Genomic DNA, 23,205 nt, shown 5'->3' with positions numbered 1-23,205 from the left:
CCCTGTATTCATTAATTATTATTCCCCTGATATGGGGTGAAAAGAAAATGACACAAAAAGGTAAAACTACAAAGTGCAATAAAAGTAACAAAATGTGATGTCTATATTCAGCTGATGGATAACAGCGAGGAACAGAAGATTAAATTGTAAAGTAATAAGATTTTCTTCTAATAAGTAATTATGAGTTATCTGATTTTATATCTTTATTTATCAATGGGTTATGTTTGTATGTAGTGGTCTTAAATGGGCATTTTTTGTACATTTTTAAATCAATATAACCCCTGATTTAATTATGGGTGATTATCCGCTAAGAATAGCCTTATAAGGCTTTTATCCTAACCATTAGTCTGCGTATTAATATTTGTTCATCTTTATAGAATATTCTTTCTGGCCCGATAATAACCTCCGGAATAATAGTCAGAGTCGCTGATTAAATATTGATCATCCTGTTTATAAAATAGCCTGATAAAGATACGCAGATTAATGTGTCTGCAGGGGGAAATGAAAAACTTTTGTTAAATAAAGCCAGGGTGTTCTGACATTTCCGGGCGAGTTCCCCGCGTAATCGCTGCACCATCGCGAGGCAAACTGCGCTAAAACAGGGCAGTGGAGGGGCTTTTCTGGAGAGATAATTTATCAGCGATCACAAAAGCGATATTTCATCCCGTGAATGCATAATTCTGCTGTTTAAAACCCGGTTCTGGCGCTGCAATCAGACAACTATTCACTATATATGCAAATTAAGTGAATATTGTCAGCATCTAACTCATTGATATTACGTCGTTAAGACCATTTTATGCATTAATTCTCTGGCTGGCACGTTAACTGCACTCTACAGTAGGGCTGCACTACAACATCTTTTAACAATTTTAAAACATAAGCTTTACCCGGCCGGTAAAGTAAAGCAGGAGAGTGGATTATGGCACTGCACGTTTCACGTCACGATTTCGATCAATGGATGATGCCGGTTTATGCGCCTGCGACTTTTATACCGGTTCGCGCGGAAGGCTCCACCGTCTGGGATCAAAACGGCAAAGATTATATCGACTTCGCCGGTGGCATTGCCGTCAATGCGTTAGGGCATGCGCATCCGGCATTACAACAGGCGCTGCAGGAACAGGCCGCACGTTTATGGCACACCGGTAATGGCTACACCAACGAACCGATCCTGCGGCTGGCGAAGCAGTTGATCGATGCCACCTTCGCTGACCGGGTGTTCTTCTGTAACTCCGGGGCGGAGGCGAACGAAGCGGCGCTGAAACTGGCGCGCAAGGTGGCACATGATCGTGTGGGTCCGCATAAAAGTGGCATCGTGGCGTTTAAGAATGCATTTCATGGCCGCACCCTGTTTACGGTAACAGCCGGGGGTCAGCCCGCTTACTCAAAAGATTTTGCGCCGCTGCCGCCAGAGATCCAGCATGCCCCGTTTAACGATCTGGCTGCGGCGGCTGAACTGATTAATGACCATACCTGCGCAGTCATTGTTGAACCCATTCAGGGTGAAGGCGGCGTGCTGCCTGCCGATCCGGCGTTCCTGCGTGGATTGCGTGAGCTCTGTGATAAGCATCAGGCTCTGCTGATTTTTGATGAAGTGCAGAGTGGCGTTGGCCGTACCGGTTCGCTTTATGCCTACATGCATTATGGCGTCACGCCGGATGTGCTCACCAGCGCCAAAGCGCTGGGCGGCGGCTTCCCGATTGGTGCGATGCTGACGCGCGAAGATCTGGCGCTGGTGATGGGCGTTGGCACCCACGGCACCACCTATGGCGGCAATCCGCTGGCGGGCGCAGTGGCAGGTAAAGTCATGGAGCTGATCAACCAGCCTGAACTGATGGCGGGTGTAACAGAACGTCACCAGTGGATTGTGGCGGCACTGGATGAGATCAACCAGCGTCTGCATCTGTTTAAAGAAGTGCGCGGTCTTGGCCTGCTGATTGGCGCGGTGCTCAGCGACGATTTTGCCGGTAAAGCCAAAGCGATCAACCTTGCCGCCGCGGAAATGGGCGTCATGGTGCTGATTGCGGGTGCCAATGTGGTGCGTTTTGCCCCGGCGCTGAATATCAGTGAGCAGGAAGTGAAGCTGGGCATGGCCCGCTTTGCCGAAGTGTGTGAAAGCCTGGTGCGAGGGTCAACATCATGATGGTAATCCGTCCGGTTGAACGCGATGACTTAAGCCAGCTGATGGCGCTGGCGGGCAAAACCGGTGGCGGGCTGACCTCGTTGCCGGTTGATAGCGCGACGCTACAGGCGCGTATCGATCGATCGCTGCAGACCTGGGAGGATTCTCTGCCACGTGCCGAGCAGGGCTATGTCTTTGTGCTGGCCGACAGCGAAGATAACCGCGCCGTCGGCATCTGCGCCATTGAGGTGGCGGTGGGGCTGCAGGATCCCTGGTACAATTTTCGCGTCGGTACCCAGGTGCACGCCTCAAAAGAGCTGAATGTTTATGCCGCGCTGCCTACCCTGTCGCTGAGTAACGACCATACCGGCAGCAGTGAGCTCTGCACGCTGTTTCTCGATCCCGATTACCGTGATGGCAAAAACGGCTATCTGCTGTCGAAGTCACGCTTCCTGTTTATGGCCAGTTTCCGTGAACGTTTCACCAACCGGGTGGTGGCCGAGATGCGTGGCGTCAGCGATGAGCAGGGCCATTCGCCGTTCTGGGAGAGCGTTGGCAGCCGCTTCTTCTCTATGGAATTCAGCAAAGCGGACTTCCTTAGTGGCACCGGACAGAAATCATTTATCGCTGAACTGATGCCGAAACATCCGCTCTACATCGACTACCTGACACCGGAAGCGCAGGCGGTGATTGGACAGGTCCATCCGCAAACCGCGCCTGCGCGGGCGGTACTGGAAGCAGAGGGCTTCCGCTACCTCAATTATGTCGACATTTTTGATGGCGGCCCGACCCTGGAGTGCGATATCGATCATATCCGTGCGGTGCGTAAAAGCCGTCTGCGCAGCGCAGAACGGGGCGAAAACCCGGCTGATGGCCCGCTCTGTCTGGTTGCCAATAGCGATTATCGCCAGTTCCGTGTGGCGCTGATTCCGGCAAAGGCTGACAGCGACAGCGTGCAACTCACGGATGAACAGATGCAGGCGCTCCATTGCCAGCCGGGCGACAGCCTGCGCGTGGTGACGCTCTGCAAAGAGGAGAAAACAGCATGACACATCTGATAAATGGACAATGGCTGGACGGTGACGCTGAGATTCTGACGAAAGCGGATCCGGTCAGCGGCGAGACGTTATGGCAGGGCCACGCGGCCTCAGCCGCTCAGGTCACCGCAGCCTGTGAGGCGGCGCGCGACGCATTTCCAGCCTGGGCCAGACGCCCGCTGGCGGAACGGCAGGCGATCGTTGAGAAATTTGCCGCCGGGCTTGAGGCGCATAAAACGGCGCTGGCGGAAACCATCGCCCGTGAAACCGGCAAGCCGCGCTGGGAAGCGCTGACCGAAGTGGGCGCGATGATCAACAAAATCGGCTTTTCGGTGAAGGCATACCATAGCCGCACCGGTGAACAGCATGAAGGCGAAAGCTCCCTGCGCCACCGCCCGCATGGGGTGCTGGCCGTGTTTGGTCCCTATAACTTCCCGGGACATCTGCCAAACGGCCATATTGTTCCGGCGCTGCTGGCGGGCAACTGTGTGGTATTTAAACCCAGCGAACTGACGCCGCTGACCGCCGAAAAAACCGTTGAGCTCTGGCTGGCTGCGGGCCTGCCTGCCGGCGTGCTGGCACTGTTACAGGGCGGACGTGAGACTGGTCAGGCGCTGGCCAACTGTCAGCAGATTGATGGCCTGCTATTTACCGGCAGCGCCCATACCGGCTATCAGCTGCATCGCCAGTTTGCCGGTCAGCCTGAAAAGATGCTGGCGCTGGAGATGGGCGGTAACAATGCCCTGATTGTTGAAGATCCGGCGGACACTGATGCGGCTGTCAACATCACGTTGCAGTCAGCCTTTATAACCGCCGGTCAGCGCTGCACCTGCGCGCGGCGTCTGCTGGTCAAACGCGGCGATGCAGGGGATGCGTTTCTGCAGAGGCTGGTGGAGGTGGCGGGGCGACTGCAACCCGCCGCCTGGAATACTGAACCGCAGCCGTTTATGGGCAGCGTGATCTCCACCGGCGCAGCAGAGAAGATTATGGGTGAGTGGCAACGGCGGGTTGAGGCGGGCGGCGAGGTGCTGCTGGCGATGCGCTGGCCGGATCGCCACAGTGCCATCCTGACGCCAGGTATTATCGATTTAACCGGCGTGCAGGGCATTCCGGATGAAGAGGTCTTTGGTCCGCTGTTAGGCATAGTCCGCTATGAGACATTTGAAGAGGCGATAGCGCTGGCGAACCAGACCCGTTATGGCCTGTCGTGCGGATTGATCTCGCCTTCACGCCAGCAGTTTGATCAGTTGCTGCTTGAAGCGCGTGCCGGTATCGTCAACTGGAACAAACCGCTGACCGGCGCAGCCAGTACCGCACCGTTTGGCGGCATTGGTGCCTCGGGCAACCATCGCGCCAGCGCCTGGTATGCGGCGGATTACTGCGCCTGGCCAATGGCCTCGCTGGAGACGCCTGACCTGACGCTGCCCGCCACGCTGTCGCCGGGCCTCGATTTCTCCACCCAGGAGACGACGTCATGAAGGCAACCGAGGCCAACTTTGATGGGCTGGTGGGGTTAACACACCACTATGCCGGGCTGTCGTTTGGCAACGAAGCCTCGACCCGCAATCAGCTGCAGCCGTCGAATCCCCGTCTGGCGGCAAAGCAGGGGTTGCTCAAGATGAAAGCGCTGGCCGATATGGGCTACGTGCAGGGGGTGATCCCGCCGCATGAGCGGCCCAATATTGCGGCGCTGCGCCAGCTCGGCTTTGGTGGCAGCGATGAGCAGGTGCTGGCTGCGGCCGGCAAAACTGCACCGGGATTACTCTCCGCCGTCAGTTCAGCCTCGGCGATGTGGGTCGCCAATGCTGCCACGGTCTCGCCGTCAGCGGACAGCCTTGATGGCCGGGTTCACCTGACGGTGGCGAACCTTAACAACAAATTCCACCGTGCGATAGAAGCGCCGGAAACGGCCTGGCTGCTGCGTTCCATCTTCCGCGACGATCGCCATTTTGCGGTGCATGATGCTTTGCCGCAGGTGGCGATGTTTGGCGATGAAGGGGCGGCGAACCATAACCGGCTGGGCGGCGCTTATGGTGAGCGCGGTGTGCAGCTATTTGTCTATGGCCGCGACAGCAGCTATGAGGGCAAAGCCCCGCAGCGCTATCCTGCGCGTCAGACCCGGGAAGCCAGCGAGGCGGTCGCCCGTCTGCATCAGCTCTCACCGGAAAGCTTGCTGTATGCGCAGCAGAATCCTGCGGTGATCGATCAGGGCGTGTTCCATAACGATGTGATTGCGGTAAGTAATCAGCAGATGCTCTTCTGTCACCAGCACGCCTTTGTTAATCAGCCTGAACTGCTGGCGCAGCTTCGGTCGCGCGTCCCCGGTTTTGTTGCGCTGGAAGTGCCGGAAAATCGGGTGTCAGTGAAAGATGCGGTAGAGACCTATCTGTTTAACAGTCAGTTGCTGAGCCGTCCCGACGGCACCATGATGCTGGTGCTGCCGGAGGAGTCACGTCAGCATCCGGGTGTCTGGCGCTACCTGTGTGAACAGGTTGAGGCTGACACGCCACTCAAAGCCCTGAAGGTGTTTGATCTGCGCGAAAGCATGTATAACGGGGGTGGTCCAGCCTGCCTGCGTTTGCGGGTGGTGCTGACACCACAGGAGCAGCAGGCAGTGAATCCGGCGGTGCTGATGAACGATCGGCTCTTCAGCACGCTGAATAACTGGGTTGACCGTCATTACCGCGATCGCCTGACCCAGGCCGATCTGGTCGACCCAGAATTGCTGCGTGAGGGACGCGACGCGCTGGATGAACTGACGAAGCTGCTAGACTTAGGAAATGTATATGCATTTCAGCAGTGAAGGAGGGGGCAGCACAGTCTGCCGCCTGCTCAGGGCGAAAAGGAGGAACGATGCAGGACTTTTTACAGCAAACGCTCTCCGGCGAGGTGCCGCGTAAGCGTAGTGGTGAAACGGCGCATCTTCGCTGGCAATGGTTGTATCACGGCATACTGTTGATGGAGCCGACGGTGCCGGTTAAACAGGCGCTGGTGCTCTCTGCCGGGATCCACGGCAATGAAACGGCCCCGGTAGAAATGGTGAACCAGCTGGTTAATCCGCTGCTGCGGGGCGAAAAGCCGTTACAGCAGCGCATGCTGGTGATTCTGGGTAATCCCTCAGCGCTACGCACCGGTAAGCGCTATGTGCGTTATGACATTAACCGGCTGTTTGGCGGACGCTGGCAGCAGATTGATGATGGTGATGAGGCCCGCCGCGTGCTGCGGCTGGAGCAGACGCTGGAGACCTTCTGGCAGCTGGGCGAGTGCGATGAAACGCGCTGGCATCTCGACATGCACACGGCTATTCGTGGCTCTTATCATCCTCAGTTCGGCGTAATGCCGCACAATGAACGCCCCTGGCCGCCCGCGTTTCTTGACTGGCTGGCCGCTGCCGGGCTGGAAGCGCTGGTGTTCCATCGCTCGCCGGGCGGCACCTTTACCCACTTCAGCTGCGAGCACTTCGGTGCGGCCAGCTGTACCCTGGAGCTGGGCAAAGCGCTGCCGTTTGGCGAAAACGATCTCAGTCAGTTCAGTGCGGCACAGCAGGCGCTGGCGTCTTTACTCTATGGCGAAGCGCTGCCTGCGGCGGCGGTTAGACCGCGTCACTATCGGGTCGCGCAGCAGATCACCCGACTGAGTGAGCACTTTACGCTGCATATGTCGCCGGAAACGCTGAACTTTACCGCGTTTCCACAGGGGACGTTGCTGGCGGAAGATGGTAGCACCCGCTATTACGTGCAGCAGGCGCGGGAGTATGTGCTGTTCCCTAACCCTAACGTGGCCGCCGGGCTGCGTGCCGGACTGATGCTGATTGAAGAGAGCGAACAGACCCAGGCGCTGCCGGTCTGATAGCGGTTGTTAACAGCGCAGACCCTGCAGACCCTCGGCGCTAAAAAACCGACAGGAAAAGTGGAAGATCGGCTTCCGCTTTCCTGTCGTAACCCTTACACTCCTCCATGATTTCTGCCAAATTCGCTTTAAATTCATAAACATTTTCAATTCCTCACGCCTTTCTTCTTATTCTCTTCATGATTGCCCGATTTTTATCTTTTATGCTTTCACGGCTTTACTCAGGCTCTGAGTAGTTGACGTTCAGCGTCGTATGCTTGTTTCCGAAGACGCGACAGAGTGCTGTCGTCATTATCATGAATTATAAGGACACTATTATGCGCAAACTGACTTCCCTTTTACTGGCTTCTTCGCTGGCGTTTGGTGCAGCCAGCGCCGTCCATGCAGCCGCTGACAACCTGACTCCACCGCCAGCAGGCAGCGAAAAAGCGATGCACAAGCCGCCAATGCGCCACGGCATGGAGATGATGTTTAAAGGTCTGAACCTGACCGACGCGCAGAAAACTCAGATGCGCGACATCATGAAAGAGAGCCACAAAGATATGAAACGCCCGTCACTGGACGAGCGTCGTGCGGCCCACAGCATTATTGCCTCTGACAGCTTCGACCAGAGCAAAGCAGAAGCACAGGCAGAGAAGATGTCCGCCAATGCCAAAGAGCATGCGCTGAAGATGCTGGAAACCCAGAACAAGCTCTATAACGTGCTGACGCCGGAGCAGAAAAAACAGTACAACGCTAACTTTGAAAAGCGTCTGACTGAGAAAGGCCCGCACGAGGGCAAAATGGCACCGCCAGCAGAACCGGCTGAATAACACTCGTTAAGCGAACGGTCTGAGACCGCCGGCGCTGTCCACTGAAGGTGAGTGGGCAGCGTCGGCGGTTTTTTTATAGCGGCAGAATAGGGTAGGCACCTGACAGAATCGGGCGGCAGAGGATTTTGTAGCCGTCGTGATCAAAACCGCCTTTGGGCCGCTGCAGTTTTCTGGCCTCATCCATGCTGCTGACCGAACCGAGATAGAACCAGTGGTCGATAACGTGGATCTGCGTCATCTCTTTGCCTTCCTCCACCAGCCCCACGGCACCCTGCCATGGCCAGCAGAACACCCGCACGTTTTCCAGCGCCTCCAGCAGTCGATCCTGATGATCGCTGACCGGCTCTTTACCACAGCAGGCCCCGGCGCAACGGCGCAGTGCCGAGCGGAAGCAGCCTCGCCCCGCACTCAGCGCTTCCAGACCCAGCAGGCCATGACAGAGCTGATACTCATCCGCGAGCTGCTTGAGCCGTTCCAGCGCGGCGAAGCGACTGCGATAGAGCCCAAACAGGTTGGGGGACTGGCTGAAATCGAGGTCTTTTGCATAGACCACATTCGGTTTGCCGTCGGTAATCTGCAATGAACAGAGCTGCCGGTTTTTGCGCAGTCGCTTATTGAACAGCGGCTGCTGGGTTTTGATCATCTGCGCTTCCAGCAGCAGCGCGCCGAGGTCGCCCGCGGTAGGGATCCAGCTTACACGCCGCGACTGGCGCAGCATTTTCGCCTCATCCGGGGTGCGGAAATGGGACATCACCCGCGAACGCAGATTCACACTTTTACCGATATAGAGCGGCAGCGACTCACTTTCGCCATGAAAGGTATAGACGCCAGGATGATTTGGCAGGCCTTCCAGCCACTCACGCAGGTGTTCGGGATATTGATAAATTGCATTCGCGTCGGGTTCGGGGCGAAGTATGGCAGAACGTCTGACCAAGATGGACTCCATTTACTGGTTGTCCATACAGCATAACAGGCAGGTGAAATGATCGCCAGCCGTCTGGTTACAGAGACCGTGTTGCCCGCCAGCAGATCAGCGAGCCGAGCGTGATCATCGCCACGCCCTGCCAGAAGGCCAGCGGCGGCGTCAGGCCGAGCCACAGCGATCCCATCAGGGCCGACAGCACCGGCGTAAAGTAGGAGGCGGTGGCCAGCAGCGTCAGATTGCCCTGTTGAATCCCGTGATTCCAGGCGGAATAGGCGATGGCGGTGGAGAGCCCGACAAACAGCACCTCCAGCAGCGGCACCGGCGTAAAGGTCATCGGTGCAGTGTGATCGCTGAAGGCATATTTCAGCCACAGCGCCAGTGCAGTCAGGATAAAAAACAGCGTGACGCCATTAGAACCACGGGCAAAGCGGCGGGTGAGATTGTTGTAGAGCGCCCAGGTCAGGGCGGCGATAAAGGCCAGTGCATAGGCGACCGGGTTGCGCAGCATATTCTGCCACAACAGCGCCGGCGATCCGCTGCCGCTGCCTTTCATTACCCAGACGATCCCCAGCAGCGACAGCAGCAGTCCTGGCCACAGCCAGACACGGAAACGCTGCTGATTAAATGGGATCGCCAGCACGATGGTCAGGCAGGGCCAGAGATAGTTAATCATCCCCAGCTCCAGCGACTGGCTGCGATCGCTGGCCAGCCCGATGGCCAGCGCCAGACAGATTTCATAGCCGACAAAGAGTACGCCCCCCAGCCACAGGTAGATGGCGGGCATTGCGCCAGGTCTGGGCAGGCCCCGGGTCAGGCAGAGCAGACACGCCGTGGTGGTGTAGATCAGCGCCGCACCACCGGTGGCGCCAAAGGCTTCACTGACGCTGCGCAGCAGGCCAACAGTCGTACTCCAGAGCAGAATGGCGACAAGCCCGACGAGGGTCGCGCGCGAAACGGTGGCAGGCATGCAGCGATCAACAAAGTCAGTGAGAGAAGCCTCCCTTGCCGCGGCAAGGGAGGGGCAGGATTACTTCCAGAAATCGTCGAATACCGTGATCGGCGGACGACGTTTGTGCTCGGTTTTCTGATACCAGCCTTCGATGATACGGGCGCTGTCAGGATTGATGCTTTTGCCTTCCAGGTAGTCATCAATCATCTCATAGGTGACGCCCAGCGCCACTTCATCCTGCAGGCCTGGACGATCATCTTCCAGATCGGCAGTCGGTTTCTTCAGATAGAGATGCTCCGGGCAGCGAAGGTGTTTCAGCAACTGCTTGCCCTGACGCTTGTTCAGGCGGAACAGGGGATTGATGTCCGTGCCGCCATCGCCATACTTGGTGAAGAAACCGGTCACGGCTTCAGCCGCGTGATCGGTGCCGACCACCACGCCTTTGGTCATGCCGGCGATGCTGTATTGCGCTTTCATCCGCTCACGGGCTTTTTCATTGCCGCGGACAAAATCGGAAAGCGTAATACCCGCCTCTTTCAGCGCGCGCTCACTGGCCAGCACCGACTCTTTGATGTTTACCACCAGCGAACGGTCGGGTTTGATAAAGGCCAGCGCGTCCTGACAATCCTGCTCATCCGCCTGCACACCATAGGGCAGACGCACGGCAATAAAGGTGTAGTCGTTATCACCGCTCTCCTGACGCAGTTCGGTGATCGCCCGCTGCGCCAGCGCGCCCGCCAGGGTTGAATCCTGACCGCCGCTGATCCCCAGCACCAGCGTTTTCAGGCCGCTGTGGCGTTTCAGGTAGGCTTTGAGAAAATCGATGCTGACGCGCACTTCCTGGTCGGCGTCGATAGTGGGCTTCACACCCAGGGCTTCAATAATTTCCTGCTGCAGTGACATGAACTTCTCCTCAGGTCAGTGGCCTGTCGGCTCGATGCGAACGTTTTATTAAAGCTAACGTGCCTTTGCGAAAACAACAAGCCAAAGCGGTAACTCATTACCATGAAACGTTGCGAAATCAGTGAGTTTTTACCTGCGGCAGCGGTTTTTTCGCCAGCACGCTAAACATCAGAATCGCCGTCATAAAGCAGCCAAAAATGGTGGCGCACATGCTCAGCACCGAGGTACCACCGATGCCGGTAATCGGCACGGTAATCGCACCCAGCGTAAACATCGTGACGCCAATCACCGCGGAGGCGCTACCAGCGCGATGGCCCTGACTCTGCATCGCCAGGGACGAGGCGGTGGTAGCGATAACGCCGTTGCTGGCAATGGTAAAGAACAGTGCCACCAGCAGCAGCGCTAAGGGAGCATGCAGCAGCGCGGCCAGCAGCAGCAGGCTGGAGGCGACTAAGGCCAGCGTCAGTCCGCCTTTCAGCACCCGATATTCGCCCCACAATGGACAGAGGCGGGCGCTGGTCTGTGAAGCAATCACCAGGCCAAACCCGTTGGCCGCAAAGCAGAAGCTAAAGGCCTGGGGCGAAAGACCATAGAGTTGCTGCAGCACGAACGGCGAGGCACCGATGTAGGCGAACATGCCGGACATCATAAATCCCTGGGTCAGGCAGAAGCCCATGAAGGGGCGATGGGTAATCACCTGACCCAATGCCGCGTAGGCGGAGAATATTGATCCTTTACTGCGGCGTGCCTCAGGCAGGGTTTCATGCAGCTTCCAGCGCGCCAGCAGGATCAGCAGAATGGCAATGCCGCCCAGCACCATGAAGATGCCGCGCCAGTTTAAAATCGTCATCAGCACGCCGCCTAATACCGGTGCACCGATCGGTGCCAGACCGTTGACCAGCATCAGCAGAGCGAAGAATCGCGTCAGCTCATGGCCGCTGTACATATCGCGTGCAATTGCCCGTGACAGCACCGCACCGCCCGCACCTGCTAACCCTTCGAACAGCCGCGCCAGCAGCAGCTGGTTAATATCCTGCGCCAGCGCACAGCCCATCGAGGCGATAAACAGCAACACCAGTGACAGGGTCAGCGGGCGCAGGCGGCCGAACTTATCACTCATCGGGCCAAAGAGCAGCTGGCCAAAGCCGAGACCTAACAGTCCGGCGGTCAGACTCAGCTGCGCGGTAGCGGTTTCAGTGTGCAGATCCTGGGCCATTTGTGGCAGCGCAGGCAGATAGAGGTCGATGCAGAGTGGGCCCAGTGCGGCCAGCAGGCCCAGCGTAATGGCATAAACCAGGCGATTGGAGTGTACAGGGGTCATTTATCCTCGGGATTGTCAGCGATGGGGTAAACAGAAAGCGGGTAAGTCAGTGAAAAACAGCGGCCGGTAACGTGACATTTACGCCAATCTGCGACTGCGCGGATGACGGTGTGGTCTCTGAAAACGGGGCGCTATCGGTACCTGTTTTGCCGGGCAGTATACGTCTGCGTTGACAGCAAAACAGCCTTCTTTACGAAATCCTGACATTTGGCAGGCCACTAATTGTTCGTCATAAACTTGATAAATCAGCATTTATGTTCCAGGCTTGTTTCCACATGGACAATAAATGAGGAACAACAAGATGAATAAAGTGATGGGATGTATCGCTGCAGCGCTGACGCTGGCTGCACTGTCTGGTTGTACGACTTACGATCGTGCGGAAAGCTACGTGACTAAGCCAGTGGTAAAGGATGTTAAAAAGGGTATGACCCGTGATCAGGTTCGTCAGATCGCCGGTACGCCTTCTACTGAAATCACCATGGTTCACGCGCGCGGCACCTGTCAGACTTATGTGCTGGGTCAGCGCGACGGTAAAGCTCAGACTTACTTCGTGAGCTATAACGACACTGGCCGTGTCATGAACTACGGCTTCCAGAGCTGTGCGGAATATGACACCGATCCGCAGGTTCAGCAGTAACTCATAGCACCCCTGAATAGCAAACGGCCCGTCATTATGACGGGCCGTTTTTCGTTGTGGCGCTGACTACAAACCTGCCGGACGTGGCACCTCAACATAATCGCCATCTATCTGCCGCTGGTAGAAGTGGCCAGCCTGCACATAGAAGCGTTTGCCGTTAAAGTCGAGTACCCGCATTTCACTGCTGACCCGCGACTCTGCAGGCGGCTCTGTCACCACATACTCATCGCCGTGACGCTGATAATAATTGCCATTGAGCAGATAGTAGGTCAGTCCGCCTATCAGCACCGCGGTTGCGGCTTCAGGCAAAAAGCGCACCGGCTCGGGTCCGCCCCAGTGTGGCCCGTGGCCGCCATGGCGATCCCATCCACCCGGCGGGCCCCAGTCGCCAGGATGGGCGAAAGCCAGAGCGGGTGTCAAAAGCGTCAGCGTCAGAAGCGAGGCGATTATCTTTTTCATCAGGTGTTCTCCTCATAAGACTGGCTGCAGAATTCGCTTTTTATCGGGCAAAGACAAGCACTAAAGCGGCGATTTTTCGCCTGTTTACCATGCTTAACGCTTTCTTAACGGCGTCGCCATTAATGGGGGAGATTATGGAGAAGAAGGGCGGGAATAACCTGGCGCGGGCGCGCCAGGTTCAAAGCAGATTAGCGGTGCGCCAGTTCGGCGTTGTCGTCGCTTTCCAGGACGCGCTTATCGGTCAGACCTAACCAGCGGCTGGTCAGGGAACCGGCGGTCATGGAACCGTTGACGTTCAGGGCAGTACGACCCATATCGATCAGCGGCTCAATGGAGATCAGCAGCGCCACCAGGGTGACCGGCAGGCCCATCGCAGGCAGGACAATCAGCGCCGCGAAGGTTGCACCACCGCCGACACCGGCAACGCCTGCTGAGCTCAGCGTCACGATCCCGACCAGCGTCGCAATCCACAGCGGGTCAAACGGGTTGATCCCGACGGTTGGCGCAACCATCACTGCCAGCATGGTTGGATAGAGACCGGCACAGCCGTTCTGGCCGATAGTGGCACCAAAAGAGGCCGCGAAGCTGGCAATCGACTCAGGCACGCCAAGACGACGGGTCTGGGTTTCCACGCTCAGCGGAATGCTGGCTGCGCTGGAGCGGCTGGTAAAGGCGAAGGTAATAACCGGCCACACTTTACGGAAGAAGCGCATCGGGTTGATACCATTTACCGACAGCAGCAGGGCGTGGACTCCAAACATGATGGCCAGACCGAGGTAAGAGGCGACCACAAAGCTGCCCAGCTTGATGATGTCCTGCAGGTTAGAACCGGCAACCACTTTGGTCATCAGCGCCAGCACACCATAAGGCGTCAGCTTCATCACTAAACGCACCAGCTTCATGACCCAGGACTGCAGCGTATCGATCGCGACCAGCACGCGCTGACCTTTAACTTCATCATCTTTCAGCAACTGCAGTGCAGCCACGCCCAGGAAGGCGGCGAAGATGACGACGCTGATAATCGAGGTCGGACTGGCTCCGGTCAGATCGGCAAACGGGTTTTTCGGGATAAAGGAGAGCACCAGTTGCGGCACGGTCAGGTCAGCCACTTTGCCGACATAGTTGCTCTGGATCGCACTGAGACGCGCAGTCTCCTGCACGCCCTGAACCAGACCTTCAGCGCTCAGGCCAAACAGGCCGGTCACGAAGACGCCGACCAGCGCCGAGATCGCGGTGGTAAACAGCAGTACGCCAATCGTCAGTACGCTGATTTTTCCCAGCGACGAGGCGTTATGCAGACGGGCAACCGCACTCAGAATGGAAACGAACACCAGCGGCATTACGACCATCTGCAGCAACTGGACATAGCCATTACCGACGATATTAAACCAGCTGATAGACTCTTTGACCACTGCGCTGTTTTCGCCGTAGATCAACTGCAAAACCAGGCCGAACAGTACGCCGATTACCAGACCGGTCAGCACTTTTTTCGACAGGCTCCAGTTCTGACGGCTGAAGCGAGAGAGCAATACCAGCAGCACCACAAAGGCTACGATATTAAGCGTAAGAGGAAGGTCCATACTGAAACTCCAGAGTAATGCGGCCTTTCGCTCTGGAAAGGCCGCATAATGTTAATCACGAATTAAGACAGCAGGAATGGTAACAGCAGGCGAAGAGGGTGCCTTATATCCAAATGGCATGGTTTATAACTTAAAGGCGTTTTGTGCTGATTTATTGTGCAGTATGACTGGAAATCAACCGTCCGACGCCATTTTGTAGCGTATCGAACAGCTGTGACGGCCAGCCGTTTGCACCAAAAGATGGCATGCCCACCGGAAACCAGAGCGCATATCCCACCAGTCCCAGGCACAATGCCCGCTCAAGCTGGTTGCCTTTCTGGCTGCGCAGAATCGGCAGCCGGAAGCGCCAGCGGCAGGGCCACAGCAGCGGAACCCCGGCAGGCGTCAGCATATCGGCCACAATATGGCTAAGGTAGCCCAGCGTCAGACCCTGCAGGACATCAGGCGGTATCGGCGACGACTGGGGCAGGTTTATCTGAAAAAGCCACAAACCGGCGGCTATCGCCAGCAAACTGTGGGTAAAGCCGCGATGGCCGAACGCGCGCGCAATAGGATGAGAGAGCCAGCGTAGTCGCTGTCCCAGCAGAGATTTAGGGTGATCGATATCGGGCAACAGACATGTCAGCAGCGCTGAGGGAACAAGATGCCACCAGTCGGCCTGCGCCAGCACTGGTGTCAGCTCAGCACGCTTCGCAAAGATAGCGCTGGCAATGGCAAAAATGATGTGGCCTTCGCCCGTCATGATAGAACCTGGTTGCAAAGAAAACTGTCGATGCATCCAGTATAGGGATTTATCCAGTAAATGAGAACATGTGACGCTGTAACGAAGCATGAATATTATTAACAAGGCGGACAGCGATGAAACACTGTCCGCCAGTAAGATTAACGCGCCAGCCAGCCGCCATCCACCGCCAGGGTGTAGCCATTCACGTAGTCAGACGCGGAAGAGGCCAGGAAGACTACCGGGCCCATCATGTCATCCGGCACGCCCCAGCGGCCTGCCGGAATACGGCCCAGAATCTCTTCACTACGCGACTCATCATTACGAAGCTGTTCCGTATTGTTGGTGGCCATGTAACCGGGAGCGATGGCATTGACGTTAATGCCATGTTTTGCCCACTCGTTCGCCATCAGACGGGTCAGTCCCATCACGGCACTTTTCGACGCCGTATAAGAGGGCACCCGGATACCGCCCTGGAAGGAGAGCATGGAGGCGATATTGATGATCTTGCCGCCATTACCCTGCGCGATAAACTGACGGGCAACCTGCTGCGACAGGAAAAACAGGCTCTTGCTGTTAAGGTTCATCACGTCATCCCAGTCCTGCTCGCTGAAATTCAGTGCGTCCTCACGGCGGATAATGCCGGCATTGTTGACCAGAATGTCAATTTTACCGGCAGCGGCCAGCGCCTGTTCAACCACTGAGGCCACCACGCTGGTCTGCATCAGATCGGCCTGCACCGGCCAGAACCGGCGACCCAGCGCCTCCACTTTACTTTGGGTATCATCCGGGCCATCACGGTTAACGCCGACGATATCACAACCCGCCTGGGCCAGACCCAGCGCCATACCTTGCCCTAAACCGGTATTACAGCCGGTCACCAGCGCGACTTTACCTTCCAGGTTAAACGTACTCAGTACCATGGTATTTCTCCTCTGCTCAGCGCAGTTCACTGATTTTGACGTGGTCCATGTCATCAAAGACCTGATTCTCACCCACCATGCCCCAGATAAAGGTGTAACGCTGGGTGCCGACACCGGCGTGAATTGACCAGCTGGGTGAGATCACCGCCTGCTCGTTGTGTACCAGCAGATGGCGGGTTTGCTGCGGTTGCCCCATCATGTGGAAGACGGCGCACTCTTCGCTCATATCGAAGTAGAAATAGACTTCCATGCGGCGTTCGTGGGTGTGGCAGGGCATGGTGTTCCACAGGCTGCCTTCATCCAGTTTGGTTAAGCCCATGGTGAGCTGACAGGTGGGCAACACATCCGGCACGATAAATTTGTTAATAGTGCGGCGATTGGAGGTCGCGGCATCACCCAGCGTCGCGGTGGCCGCTTCCTGCAGCGTGATCTTCTTGTCCGGGAAGGTGCTGTGTGCTGGCGCACTGTTGTAATAGAATTTGGCCGGCTGTGCCGGGTTCAGGCTGCGGAACAGCAGGTTGCGCGCACCTTTGCCGATGTAAAGTGCCTCTTCGTGACCGATTTCCCACGCTTTACCGTCAACTTCTACCAGACCCGGGCCGCCAATATTGATCATACCCAGCTCGCGGCGTTCAAGAAAATAAGCGACGCCCAGCTGTTTTCCCATCTCATCACCGATAGTGACCGGATTATTCACCGGCATGACGCCGCCAATAATGATGCGGTCGATATGGCTGTAGGTCAGGGTGTAATCATCGGCAGTAAATATCTTCTCAATCAGGAACTCGCGGCGCAGTGCTTCAGTGTCGAGTTGCTTAGCGTGATCGCTGTGAATGCTTTGACGAACGTCCATCTCAGGCCTCTCTGCAGGTCAGGTTATTCATGCCCCAAACGGGGACGCTTTTGGCATCTTAGGCAGAGCGGGATGGGAATTCAATAAAAATGAAACGTTGTTTTATTTTTTGCGGGTCAGATCAAGTGACAGGTGCAACAGGCAATAAAAAGCCCGCCATAAGCGGGCTGTTATTATCCCTGCAGATGCTGCAGGCTAAGCTGGGTCAGATTGTCCAGCCGGACATCCGCCAGCGCCCAGCGGGGATCGTCGCGGTGTTCAGCGGCGGGCACCACAATCGATCGCATACGCGCTGCTTTGGTGGCGATCATGCCGTTAAACGAATCTTCCAGCGTGACGCAGTTGAGCGGATCGATCGCAAGGCTGGCGGCGGCGTTGAGATAGACCTGCGGATGGGGCTTGCTGTAGGGCAGCGCTTCTGCTGAAGCCAGCACATCGAAATAAGGGCGCAGATTGAAGATCTCCAGCACCTGTTCCAGCATCTTTAGCGGTGATGCTGAGGCAAGGCCGATTTTCAGCCCCTGTTCCCGGCACAGTTGCAGCGCCGTTTCCACGCCCGGCAGCAGTGGCCGCGTCTGATCCACCAGCGTCATGGCGCGCGTAATAATCCGCTCAGTGACCTCCTGCTGAGAGGGGCCATGCCAGGGCAGCGTTTCGTACCACATCCGTACAGTCTGATCGATGCGCAGACCCAGGGTATCGGGCATTTCACTGCGACGTGACAGGTCAACATCCAGCGTTGAAAAGATATCCAGCTCAGCCTGATCCCACAGAGGCTCAGAATCGATCAGTAAGCCATCCATATCAAACAGGGCAGCAAGGACAGGGCGGTGATAAGGCATCAGGGGGTCTCCTTTTAAAGTCAGCTTTACCTTACCATCATTCTTTGCTGGCGCACGCTCTGCCCGACAGGCCACGCTTTATTTGGGAAATTTCACCGTTGGCAGGTAAACTGACGGCAAATTGGATTCCGGGTTCAGGAGATATTATGACCTATCAACAGGCTGGCCGTATCGCCATCCTCAAGCGAGTGGCAGGCTGGGTGCTCTTTTTAGTGGCGCTGCTGTCGACCATTATTTCTGTATTGAGCTTTATGTTTAAGCATAGCGAAAAGCAGCCAGGCATTGATGCCGTCATGCTCGATTTCGTCCACGTCATCGTCGACATGCTGCGCTTTAACACGCCATTCCTGAATGTCTTCTGGCATAACTCGCCGGTACCGGAATTTAACGGTCAGATGAACCTGGGTTTCTGGCTGATCTACATTCTGATTTTTGTCGGGCTGGCGCTGGAGTCGTCAGGCGCGCGGATGGGACGTCAGGCGCGTCATGTCAAAGAAGGCATTGAGGATCAGATGATTCTGGAGCAGGCAAAAGGCAGTGAAGGGCGTAGCCGTCAGCAACTGGAAGAGAAGGTGCGCGTACCTCGCCACACCATCTTCCTGCAGATCTTCCCGCTCTATGTCCTGCCGGTGGTGATTGCGATAGCCGGTTATTTTGCGCTGTCGCTGCTGGGCTTTATCTGACCGCGAGCTTTGTCAGGCCGGTCTGGCCTGACTGGCGCCCAGCGCATCCTCATCCAGCAACTGGCCAATGGCGAACTGTGCATCGCCTGGCCAGTGCCCGCCAAAGACGTTAGCCCGGTTGAGCAGATAGTAGAGCTGGTAGACCGGCAGACGCTGCGAAAAACCATCCGGTAACGGCCACACCGCCTGATAACCGTCGTAAATCTGGCGAGGCAGGTCAGGGTACCAGCTCAGCATGGCTAAATCGCACTCACGGTCGCCCCAGTAACAGGCAGGATCGAACAGCCAGGGGCCACTCTCACTGCTGGCGCAGTTAGCCGGCCAGAGGTCGCCATGCAACAGCGACGGCTGCGGATGATGTGACGCGAGCACCCGCTGCACGCAGGCAACGATCAGCTCTGTATCCCCGTACTGAATTCCCTTTTCCGCTGCCAGTTGCAGCTGCCAGCCAATGCGCTGTTCAGCAAAAAAAACCGACCAGCGGCGCAGCCAGCTATTGGGTTGGGGCGTCGTGGTGATGTTATTGTCGAAATCGAGGCCGAACTGCGTCTGCTCGCTCCACTGATGCAGATGCGCCAGTTGCTGACCGAGCTGATATGCACTCTGCTCATCAAGCGGCTGTGGCCTGATATATTCCAGCAGCAGAAAGCTCTCCTCGCGATGATGACCCACACCATAGACTTTAGGCACCCGAACCGTGCCGGTGCGCGCCAGCAAATCCAACTGGTCTGCTTCCCAGGTAAAGAGCGACAGCATATCGCGGCTGTTACTTTTGACGAAGACGTCGTGATCACCGTAGCGGATCTGCCAGGTGGGATGGATATCACCCCCCGCGAGGGCGTGACGTTGAGTGATTTCGGCGTTGCCTAACTGCTCGCTTAACAGACGACTAATGGCTGACCACATTGGGCTATCCTCGTTATTCGCTGCGTAAGTTCGATTGTATTGCGTAAATATTCACCAAAAACCGCGCAATTGCACCCTTTATTCTGGCGCTGAGGTGGCAGGGCGATGATCGGCAGCATCGCGCAGATACTCTTCGAAGGTCGTGACGGTCACCTCGGGTTCCTGACCCAGCGCGCTTTCACCGGCCGCAGTGACCTGCTGACGCAGCTCCTCAGCCTCCAGCGTGCTGACGATGCCATAGCTGTTCGTACCGAGTTCATGTGGATGGCCGTCGTCATCTGTCATCGTGGTCGTGAAACCTGCGGCGGTCATTGCGCTGGTCAGTTCCAGGATGTCACTTAAGCCCGACTCCTGATAGTGAAAGGTCACGATATAGCGGGTTAAGGTGTTGCTCATGAGGCACCTCCGGGGAAGGGAAACTGAACTGAGCGTAGACCATGGTGAAAAATCAGGCGAATTATGAAGGAGATGCCGTGTGTGTGACGTGATGCATAGCGTAAATTCGTGTCAGGAGCCAGCAGCATAACGTAAAAATCTTCTGCCGTTGCGTCTGGCTTTTCGTTTGGGCAGCACTATAATGCGCGACGTTAATAAGATGAGTCCCAATTAACAGGGGTTGTCAGGGCGATTCCAGGCATTTTGTGTAAGTTAATAATTTTTTACAAAACTTACCGTAAATTGCATTGAATGCCCGGCAAAACGCTTCAGACTCTCCGTTTTTTAAACAGTCGCACGGATCACATTTAATGAAAGCCTATAACAAGCTGTCTGCTGTTCTTTTGCTCTCCGCCGGAGCTTTTTGTCACCAGGCAATGGCCGATAACGCCGTATTTACGTCAATGGATGACCCTTCAACAGCTAAAAAGCCGTTTGAAGGTTCTGCTGCTGCGGGATATCTGGCGCAAACCGGTAACACCACCAGTTCATCAATGACGGCTCAGACCAATATGACCTGGTATCAGTCATCTATGGCTTACAGCTTGTGGGGTAACGCAGCCAACACCTCGTCAAACGATGAGCGCTCTTCTGAAACATACAACATCGGTGGTCGTTCACGTTACAACCTCAACTCATATGACTACCTGTTTGGACAGGCGAGCTGGTTAAGCGATCGTTTCAATGGCTACGATTCACGCGACGTGCTGACAGCCGGTTACGGTCGTCAGATTCTGAATGGACCGGTGCACTCGCTGCGTGCGGAATTGGGTCCGGGTGTACGTTATGACGATTATCACGCGGGTGGTCATCAGACCAAAGCGCTGGGCTATGGCGCAGTCAGCTATCAGTGGCAGCTGACCGACACCACTAAATTTATTCAGGGCGTGTCAGTGCTGAGCAGCTTTGGAGAAGACACCACGGTGAACTCCGAAACCGGTCTGCAGGTGGCGATCAACAGCCACTTCGCGCTGAAGCTGGCTTACAACGTCAGCTGGAACAACAATCCGCCGGAATCGGCACCTGATCGTACCGATACCAAAACCTCAATCATGCTCTCTTACGCAATGTAAGCGCATTTTTGCAGCAGCATTCACAGCGGCCTGACAGTGTGTCAGGCCGCTTTTTTTTGATTTCTCCAGGGCTTAGCGAAAAAGGCATGGGTTTTTCTCGCCGGGGAAAACTGCTATCATCAGCCCCGCACTGAAATCCTGGCGACATTCCGACAATGTGGGTCTGATATCACGCCAGGTCACTAATTTTACATTACGTTGCATGTAGGCTTTCGTGTGGCTTACCACTGCAAATAAGGATATGAAATGCCTGTAATTACGCTTCCTGATGGCAGCCAGCGCGTGTTTGACCGCCCTGTCAGTGTGATGGATATTGCGCTGGACATCGGTCCTGGTCTGGCGAAAGCCTGTATCGCTGGCCGTGTTAACGGTGAACTGGTTGATGCTGTTGATCCCATCACTGAAGATGCCGCCGTAGCGATCATTACCGCTAAAGATGAAGCGGGTCTGGAAATCATCCGTCACTCCTGTGCGCACCTGTTAGGGCATGCGATTAAACAGCTGTGGCCGGATACCAAAATGGCGATTGGCCCGGTCATTGATAACGGCTTCTATTATGATGTCGACATCGATCGTACCCTGACCCAGGAAGATATCGACCTGCTGGAAAAACGCATGCATCAGTTGGCTGAAACCAACTACGATGTGGTGAAGAAGAAGGTCAGCTGGCAGGAAGCTCGCGACGTCTTTGCGGCGCGCGGCGAAATTTACAAGACCACCATTCTTGATGAAAACATCAGCCATGACGATAAGCCTGGCCTGTATCATCACGAAGAATATGTCGACATGTGCCGCGGTCCGCACGTGCCGAACATGCGGTTCTGCCATCATTTTAAACTGCAGAAGATCTCCGGTGCCTACTGGCGCGGCGACAGCAACAACAAAATGCTGCAGCGTATTTATGGCACCGCATGGGCAGACAAAAAGCAGTTGGCAGCCTATCTGCAGCGTCTGGAAGAGGCGGCGAAGCGTGACCATCGTAAGATTGGTAAGCAGCTGGATCTCTACCACATGCAGGAAGAAGCACCAGGCATGGTCTTCTGGCATAATGACGGCTGGACCATCTTCCGCGAGCTGGAAGTGTTTGTCCGCAGCAAGTTAAAAGAGTACCAGTACCAGGAAGTTAAAGGTCCATTCATGATGGATCGCGTCCTGTGGGAAAAAACCGGGCACTGGGAAAACTATAAAGAAGCGATGTTCACCACCTCATCTGAGAACCGTGAATATTGCATCAAACCGATGAACTGTCCTGGGCATGTTCAGATCTTTAATCAGGGTCTGAAATCCTACCGTGACCTGCCGCTGCGTATGGCAGAGTTCGGCAGCTGTCACCGTAATGAACCCTCAGGCGCACTGCACGGCCTGATGCGTGTTCGTGGCTTTACCCAGGATGATGCACACGTCTTCTGTACTGAAGAGCAGGTGCGTGACGAAGTGAACAGCTGTATCCGCATGGTTTATGACATGTACAGCACCTTCGGTTTTGAAAAGATTGTGGTGAAGTTATCCACCCGTCCTGAGAAGCGCATCGGTACGGATGAGATGTGGGATCGTGCCGAGGAAGATCTGGCTGCGGCGCTGAACGAAAACAATATTGAGTTTGAGTTCCAGCCAGGCGAAGGCGCGTTCTACGGTCCTAAAATTGAGTTTACTTTGTACGATTGTCTTGATCGCGCCTGGCAGTGCGGAACAGTTCAGCTAGACTTCTCCCTGCCAAAACGCCTTGAAGCAACCTACGTGGGTGAAAACAATGATCGTCAGACGCCAGTGATGATTCACCGTGCGATTCTGGGGTCAATGGAGCGTTTCATCGGTATTCTGACCGAAGAATTCGCCGGTTTCTTCCCAACCTGGCTGGCACCGCTGCAAGTCGTGGTAATGAATATTACCGACGGACAAGCAGAATATGTTGAGTCTTTGACGCGTAAGCTGCAGAATGCTGGCATTCGTGTGAAGGCAGACTTGAGAAATGAGAAGATAGGCTTTAAAATCCGCGAGCACACATTACGTCGCGTCCCTTATATGTTGGTCTGCGGTGATAAAGAGGTGGAATCTGGCAAAGTTGCCGTTCGCACCCGCCGTGGTAAAGACCTTGGGTCGATGGATGTCGATGTGTTTGTTGAGAAACTTCAACAAGAGATTCGCAGCCGAAATCTTCAACAATTGGAGGAATAAAGT

22 protein-coding genes are annotated in these 23,205 nt (G+C 55.6%); 10 read left to right on the top strand and 12 right to left on the bottom strand.

Annotated features, from left to right (window positions below; translation table 11 throughout):
• The first annotated feature begins 919 nt into the window (after nucleotides 1-919).
• The 6 genes from ACVKSX_RS04665 (at nucleotide 920) to spy (ending at nucleotide 7,817) form a co-directional block, all read left to right on the top strand.
• Nucleotides 920-2,140, top strand: coding sequence for an aspartate aminotransferase family protein (locus tag ACVKSX_RS04665; protein ID WP_010245746.1), 1,221 nt, complete (start codon nucleotides 920-922; stop codon nucleotides 2,138-2,140).
• Nucleotides 2,137-3,168, top strand: coding sequence for an arginine N-succinyltransferase (gene astA / locus ACVKSX_RS04660; protein WP_033757454.1), 1,032 nt, complete (start codon nucleotides 2,137-2,139; stop codon nucleotides 3,166-3,168). The genes ACVKSX_RS04665 and astA overlap by 4 nt, the downstream gene beginning before the upstream one ends.
• Nucleotides 3,165-4,634: a succinylglutamate-semialdehyde dehydrogenase gene (gene astD, locus ACVKSX_RS04655; protein ID WP_061901494.1), complete on the top strand. Its 1,470-nt coding sequence runs from the start codon at nucleotides 3,165-3,167 to the stop codon at nucleotides 4,632-4,634. Before astA ends, astD begins: the two co-directional genes overlap by 4 nt.
• Entirely contained in the window at nucleotides 4,631-5,959 is a 1,329-nt protein-coding gene (gene astB / locus ACVKSX_RS04650; protein ID WP_167432930.1) for an N-succinylarginine dihydrolase, read from the top strand. The genes astD and astB overlap by 4 nt, the downstream gene beginning before the upstream one ends.
• 50 nt (nucleotides 5,960-6,009) lie before the next feature.
• Nucleotides 6,010-7,005 carry a succinylglutamate desuccinylase gene (gene astE / locus ACVKSX_RS04645; RefSeq protein ID WP_010670016.1) on the top strand — a complete coding sequence of 332 codons (996 nt, stop codon included), beginning with the start codon at nucleotides 6,010-6,012 and terminating at the stop codon, nucleotides 7,003-7,005.
• A 317-nt stretch (nucleotides 7,006-7,322) separates the two neighbouring features.
• Nucleotides 7,323-7,817 (top strand): ATP-independent periplasmic protein-refolding chaperone Spy, encoded by a 495-nt coding sequence (spy, locus tag ACVKSX_RS04640; RefSeq protein ID WP_010245731.1) that lies wholly within the window; start codon nucleotides 7,323-7,325, stop codon nucleotides 7,815-7,817.
• A 73-nt stretch (nucleotides 7,818-7,890) separates the two neighbouring features.
• Here spy and cho read toward each other — a convergent pair whose 3' ends face one another.
• The 4 genes from cho to ACVKSX_RS04620 all read right to left on the bottom strand — a co-directional run bounded on the left by cho (nucleotide 7,891) and on the right by ACVKSX_RS04620 (nucleotide 11,915).
• Nucleotides 7,891-8,751, bottom strand: a complete 861-nt coding sequence (gene cho / locus ACVKSX_RS04635; protein ID WP_010245728.1) for an excinuclease Cho — start codon at nucleotides 8,749-8,751, stop codon at nucleotides 7,891-7,893.
• Between the two features lie 67 nt (nucleotides 8,752-8,818).
• Entirely contained in the window at nucleotides 8,819-9,709 is an 891-nt protein-coding gene (yddG, locus tag ACVKSX_RS04630; protein ID WP_010670017.1) for an aromatic amino acid DMT transporter YddG, read from the bottom strand.
• Nucleotides 9,710-9,769: 60 nt separating this feature from the next.
• On the bottom strand, nucleotides 9,770-10,594 hold the full coding sequence (nadE, locus tag ACVKSX_RS04625; RefSeq protein WP_354438428.1) for an ammonia-dependent NAD(+) synthetase: 825 nt from the start codon (nucleotides 10,592-10,594) through the stop codon (nucleotides 9,770-9,772).
• 118 nt (nucleotides 10,595-10,712) lie between these two features.
• Nucleotides 10,713-11,915, bottom strand: a complete 1,203-nt coding sequence (locus ACVKSX_RS04620; RefSeq protein ID WP_354438427.1) for a multidrug effflux MFS transporter — start codon at nucleotides 11,913-11,915, stop codon at nucleotides 10,713-10,715.
• 301 nt (nucleotides 11,916-12,216) lie between these two features.
• Between ACVKSX_RS04620 and osmE the strand changes: the two genes are divergently transcribed.
• On the top strand, nucleotides 12,217-12,552 hold the full coding sequence (gene osmE, locus ACVKSX_RS04615) for an osmotically-inducible lipoprotein OsmE (protein WP_010245718.1): 336 nt from the start codon (nucleotides 12,217-12,219) through the stop codon (nucleotides 12,550-12,552).
• Between the two features lie 66 nt (nucleotides 12,553-12,618).
• On the opposite strand, the gene ACVKSX_RS04610 is transcribed toward osmE, so the two are convergent.
• The 6 genes from ACVKSX_RS04610 to hxpB form a co-directional block, all read right to left on the bottom strand.
• A complete protein-coding gene (locus ACVKSX_RS04610; RefSeq protein WP_354438426.1) occupies nucleotides 12,619-13,011 on the bottom strand; it encodes a DUF6515 family protein in 393 nt (130 codons plus the stop codon).
• A 188-nt stretch (nucleotides 13,012-13,199) separates the two neighbouring features.
• Complete coding sequence (locus ACVKSX_RS04605; protein WP_010670021.1) at nucleotides 13,200-14,591, bottom strand: L-cystine transporter; 1,392 nt, start codon at nucleotides 14,589-14,591, stop codon at nucleotides 13,200-13,202.
• Between the two features lie 151 nt (nucleotides 14,592-14,742).
• Nucleotides 14,743-15,333 (bottom strand): metal-dependent hydrolase, encoded by a 591-nt coding sequence (locus tag ACVKSX_RS04600; RefSeq protein ID WP_010245708.1) that lies wholly within the window; start codon nucleotides 15,331-15,333, stop codon nucleotides 14,743-14,745.
• A 140-nt stretch (nucleotides 15,334-15,473) separates the two neighbouring features.
• A complete protein-coding gene (kduD, locus tag ACVKSX_RS04595; protein WP_010245706.1) occupies nucleotides 15,474-16,235 on the bottom strand; it encodes a 2-dehydro-3-deoxy-D-gluconate 5-dehydrogenase KduD in 762 nt (253 codons plus the stop codon).
• Nucleotides 16,236-16,251: 16 nt separating this feature from the next.
• Nucleotides 16,252-17,088 carry a 5-dehydro-4-deoxy-D-glucuronate isomerase gene (kduI, locus tag ACVKSX_RS04590; protein ID WP_010245701.1) on the bottom strand — a complete coding sequence of 279 codons (837 nt, stop codon included), beginning with the start codon at nucleotides 17,086-17,088 and terminating at the stop codon, nucleotides 16,252-16,254.
• A gap of 173 nt (nucleotides 17,089-17,261) precedes the next feature.
• The gene (gene hxpB / locus ACVKSX_RS04585) at nucleotides 17,262-17,930 is read right to left on the bottom strand and encodes a hexitol phosphatase HxpB (protein ID WP_010245698.1); all 669 of its coding nucleotides are present in this window, start codon (nucleotides 17,928-17,930) and stop codon (nucleotides 17,262-17,264) included.
• Nucleotides 17,931-18,076: 146 nt separating this feature from the next.
• Here hxpB and ACVKSX_RS04580 point away from each other — a divergent pair, with 146 nt between their 5' ends.
• Entirely contained in the window at nucleotides 18,077-18,613 is a 537-nt protein-coding gene (locus ACVKSX_RS04580) for a YniB family protein (protein ID WP_010245694.1), read from the top strand.
• A gap of 12 nt (nucleotides 18,614-18,625) precedes the next feature.
• Here ACVKSX_RS04580 and ACVKSX_RS04575 read toward each other — a convergent pair whose 3' ends face one another.
• Nucleotides 18,626-19,519, bottom strand: a complete 894-nt coding sequence (locus tag ACVKSX_RS04575) for a fructosamine kinase family protein (RefSeq protein ID WP_033757473.1) — start codon at nucleotides 19,517-19,519, stop codon at nucleotides 18,626-18,628.
• Nucleotides 19,520-19,597: 78 nt separating this feature from the next.
• The gene (gene ghoS, locus ACVKSX_RS04570) at nucleotides 19,598-19,915 is read right to left on the bottom strand and encodes a type V toxin-antitoxin system endoribonuclease antitoxin GhoS (RefSeq protein ID WP_159226373.1); all 318 of its coding nucleotides are present in this window, start codon (nucleotides 19,913-19,915) and stop codon (nucleotides 19,598-19,600) included.
• A gap of 350 nt (nucleotides 19,916-20,265) precedes the next feature.
• On the opposite strand from ghoS, the gene ACVKSX_RS04565 reads away from it, so the two are divergent.
• Both ACVKSX_RS04565 and thrS read left to right on the top strand, forming a co-directional pair.
• Nucleotides 20,266-21,027 carry a DUF481 domain-containing protein gene (locus ACVKSX_RS04565; RefSeq protein ID WP_031590484.1) on the top strand — a complete coding sequence of 254 codons (762 nt, stop codon included), beginning with the start codon at nucleotides 20,266-20,268 and terminating at the stop codon, nucleotides 21,025-21,027.
• Between the two features lie 246 nt (nucleotides 21,028-21,273).
• The gene (gene thrS / locus ACVKSX_RS04560; RefSeq protein WP_010245687.1) at nucleotides 21,274-23,202 is read left to right on the top strand and encodes a threonine--tRNA ligase; all 1,929 of its coding nucleotides are present in this window, start codon (nucleotides 21,274-21,276) and stop codon (nucleotides 23,200-23,202) included.
• Nucleotides 23,203-23,205: the final 3 nt, after the last annotated feature.

The organism is Pantoea sp. PvP021, from assembly GCF_054056055.1.
Note: the sequence above shows the minus strand (reverse complement) of the source record. Positions and strands in the feature narration are given on the sequence as shown.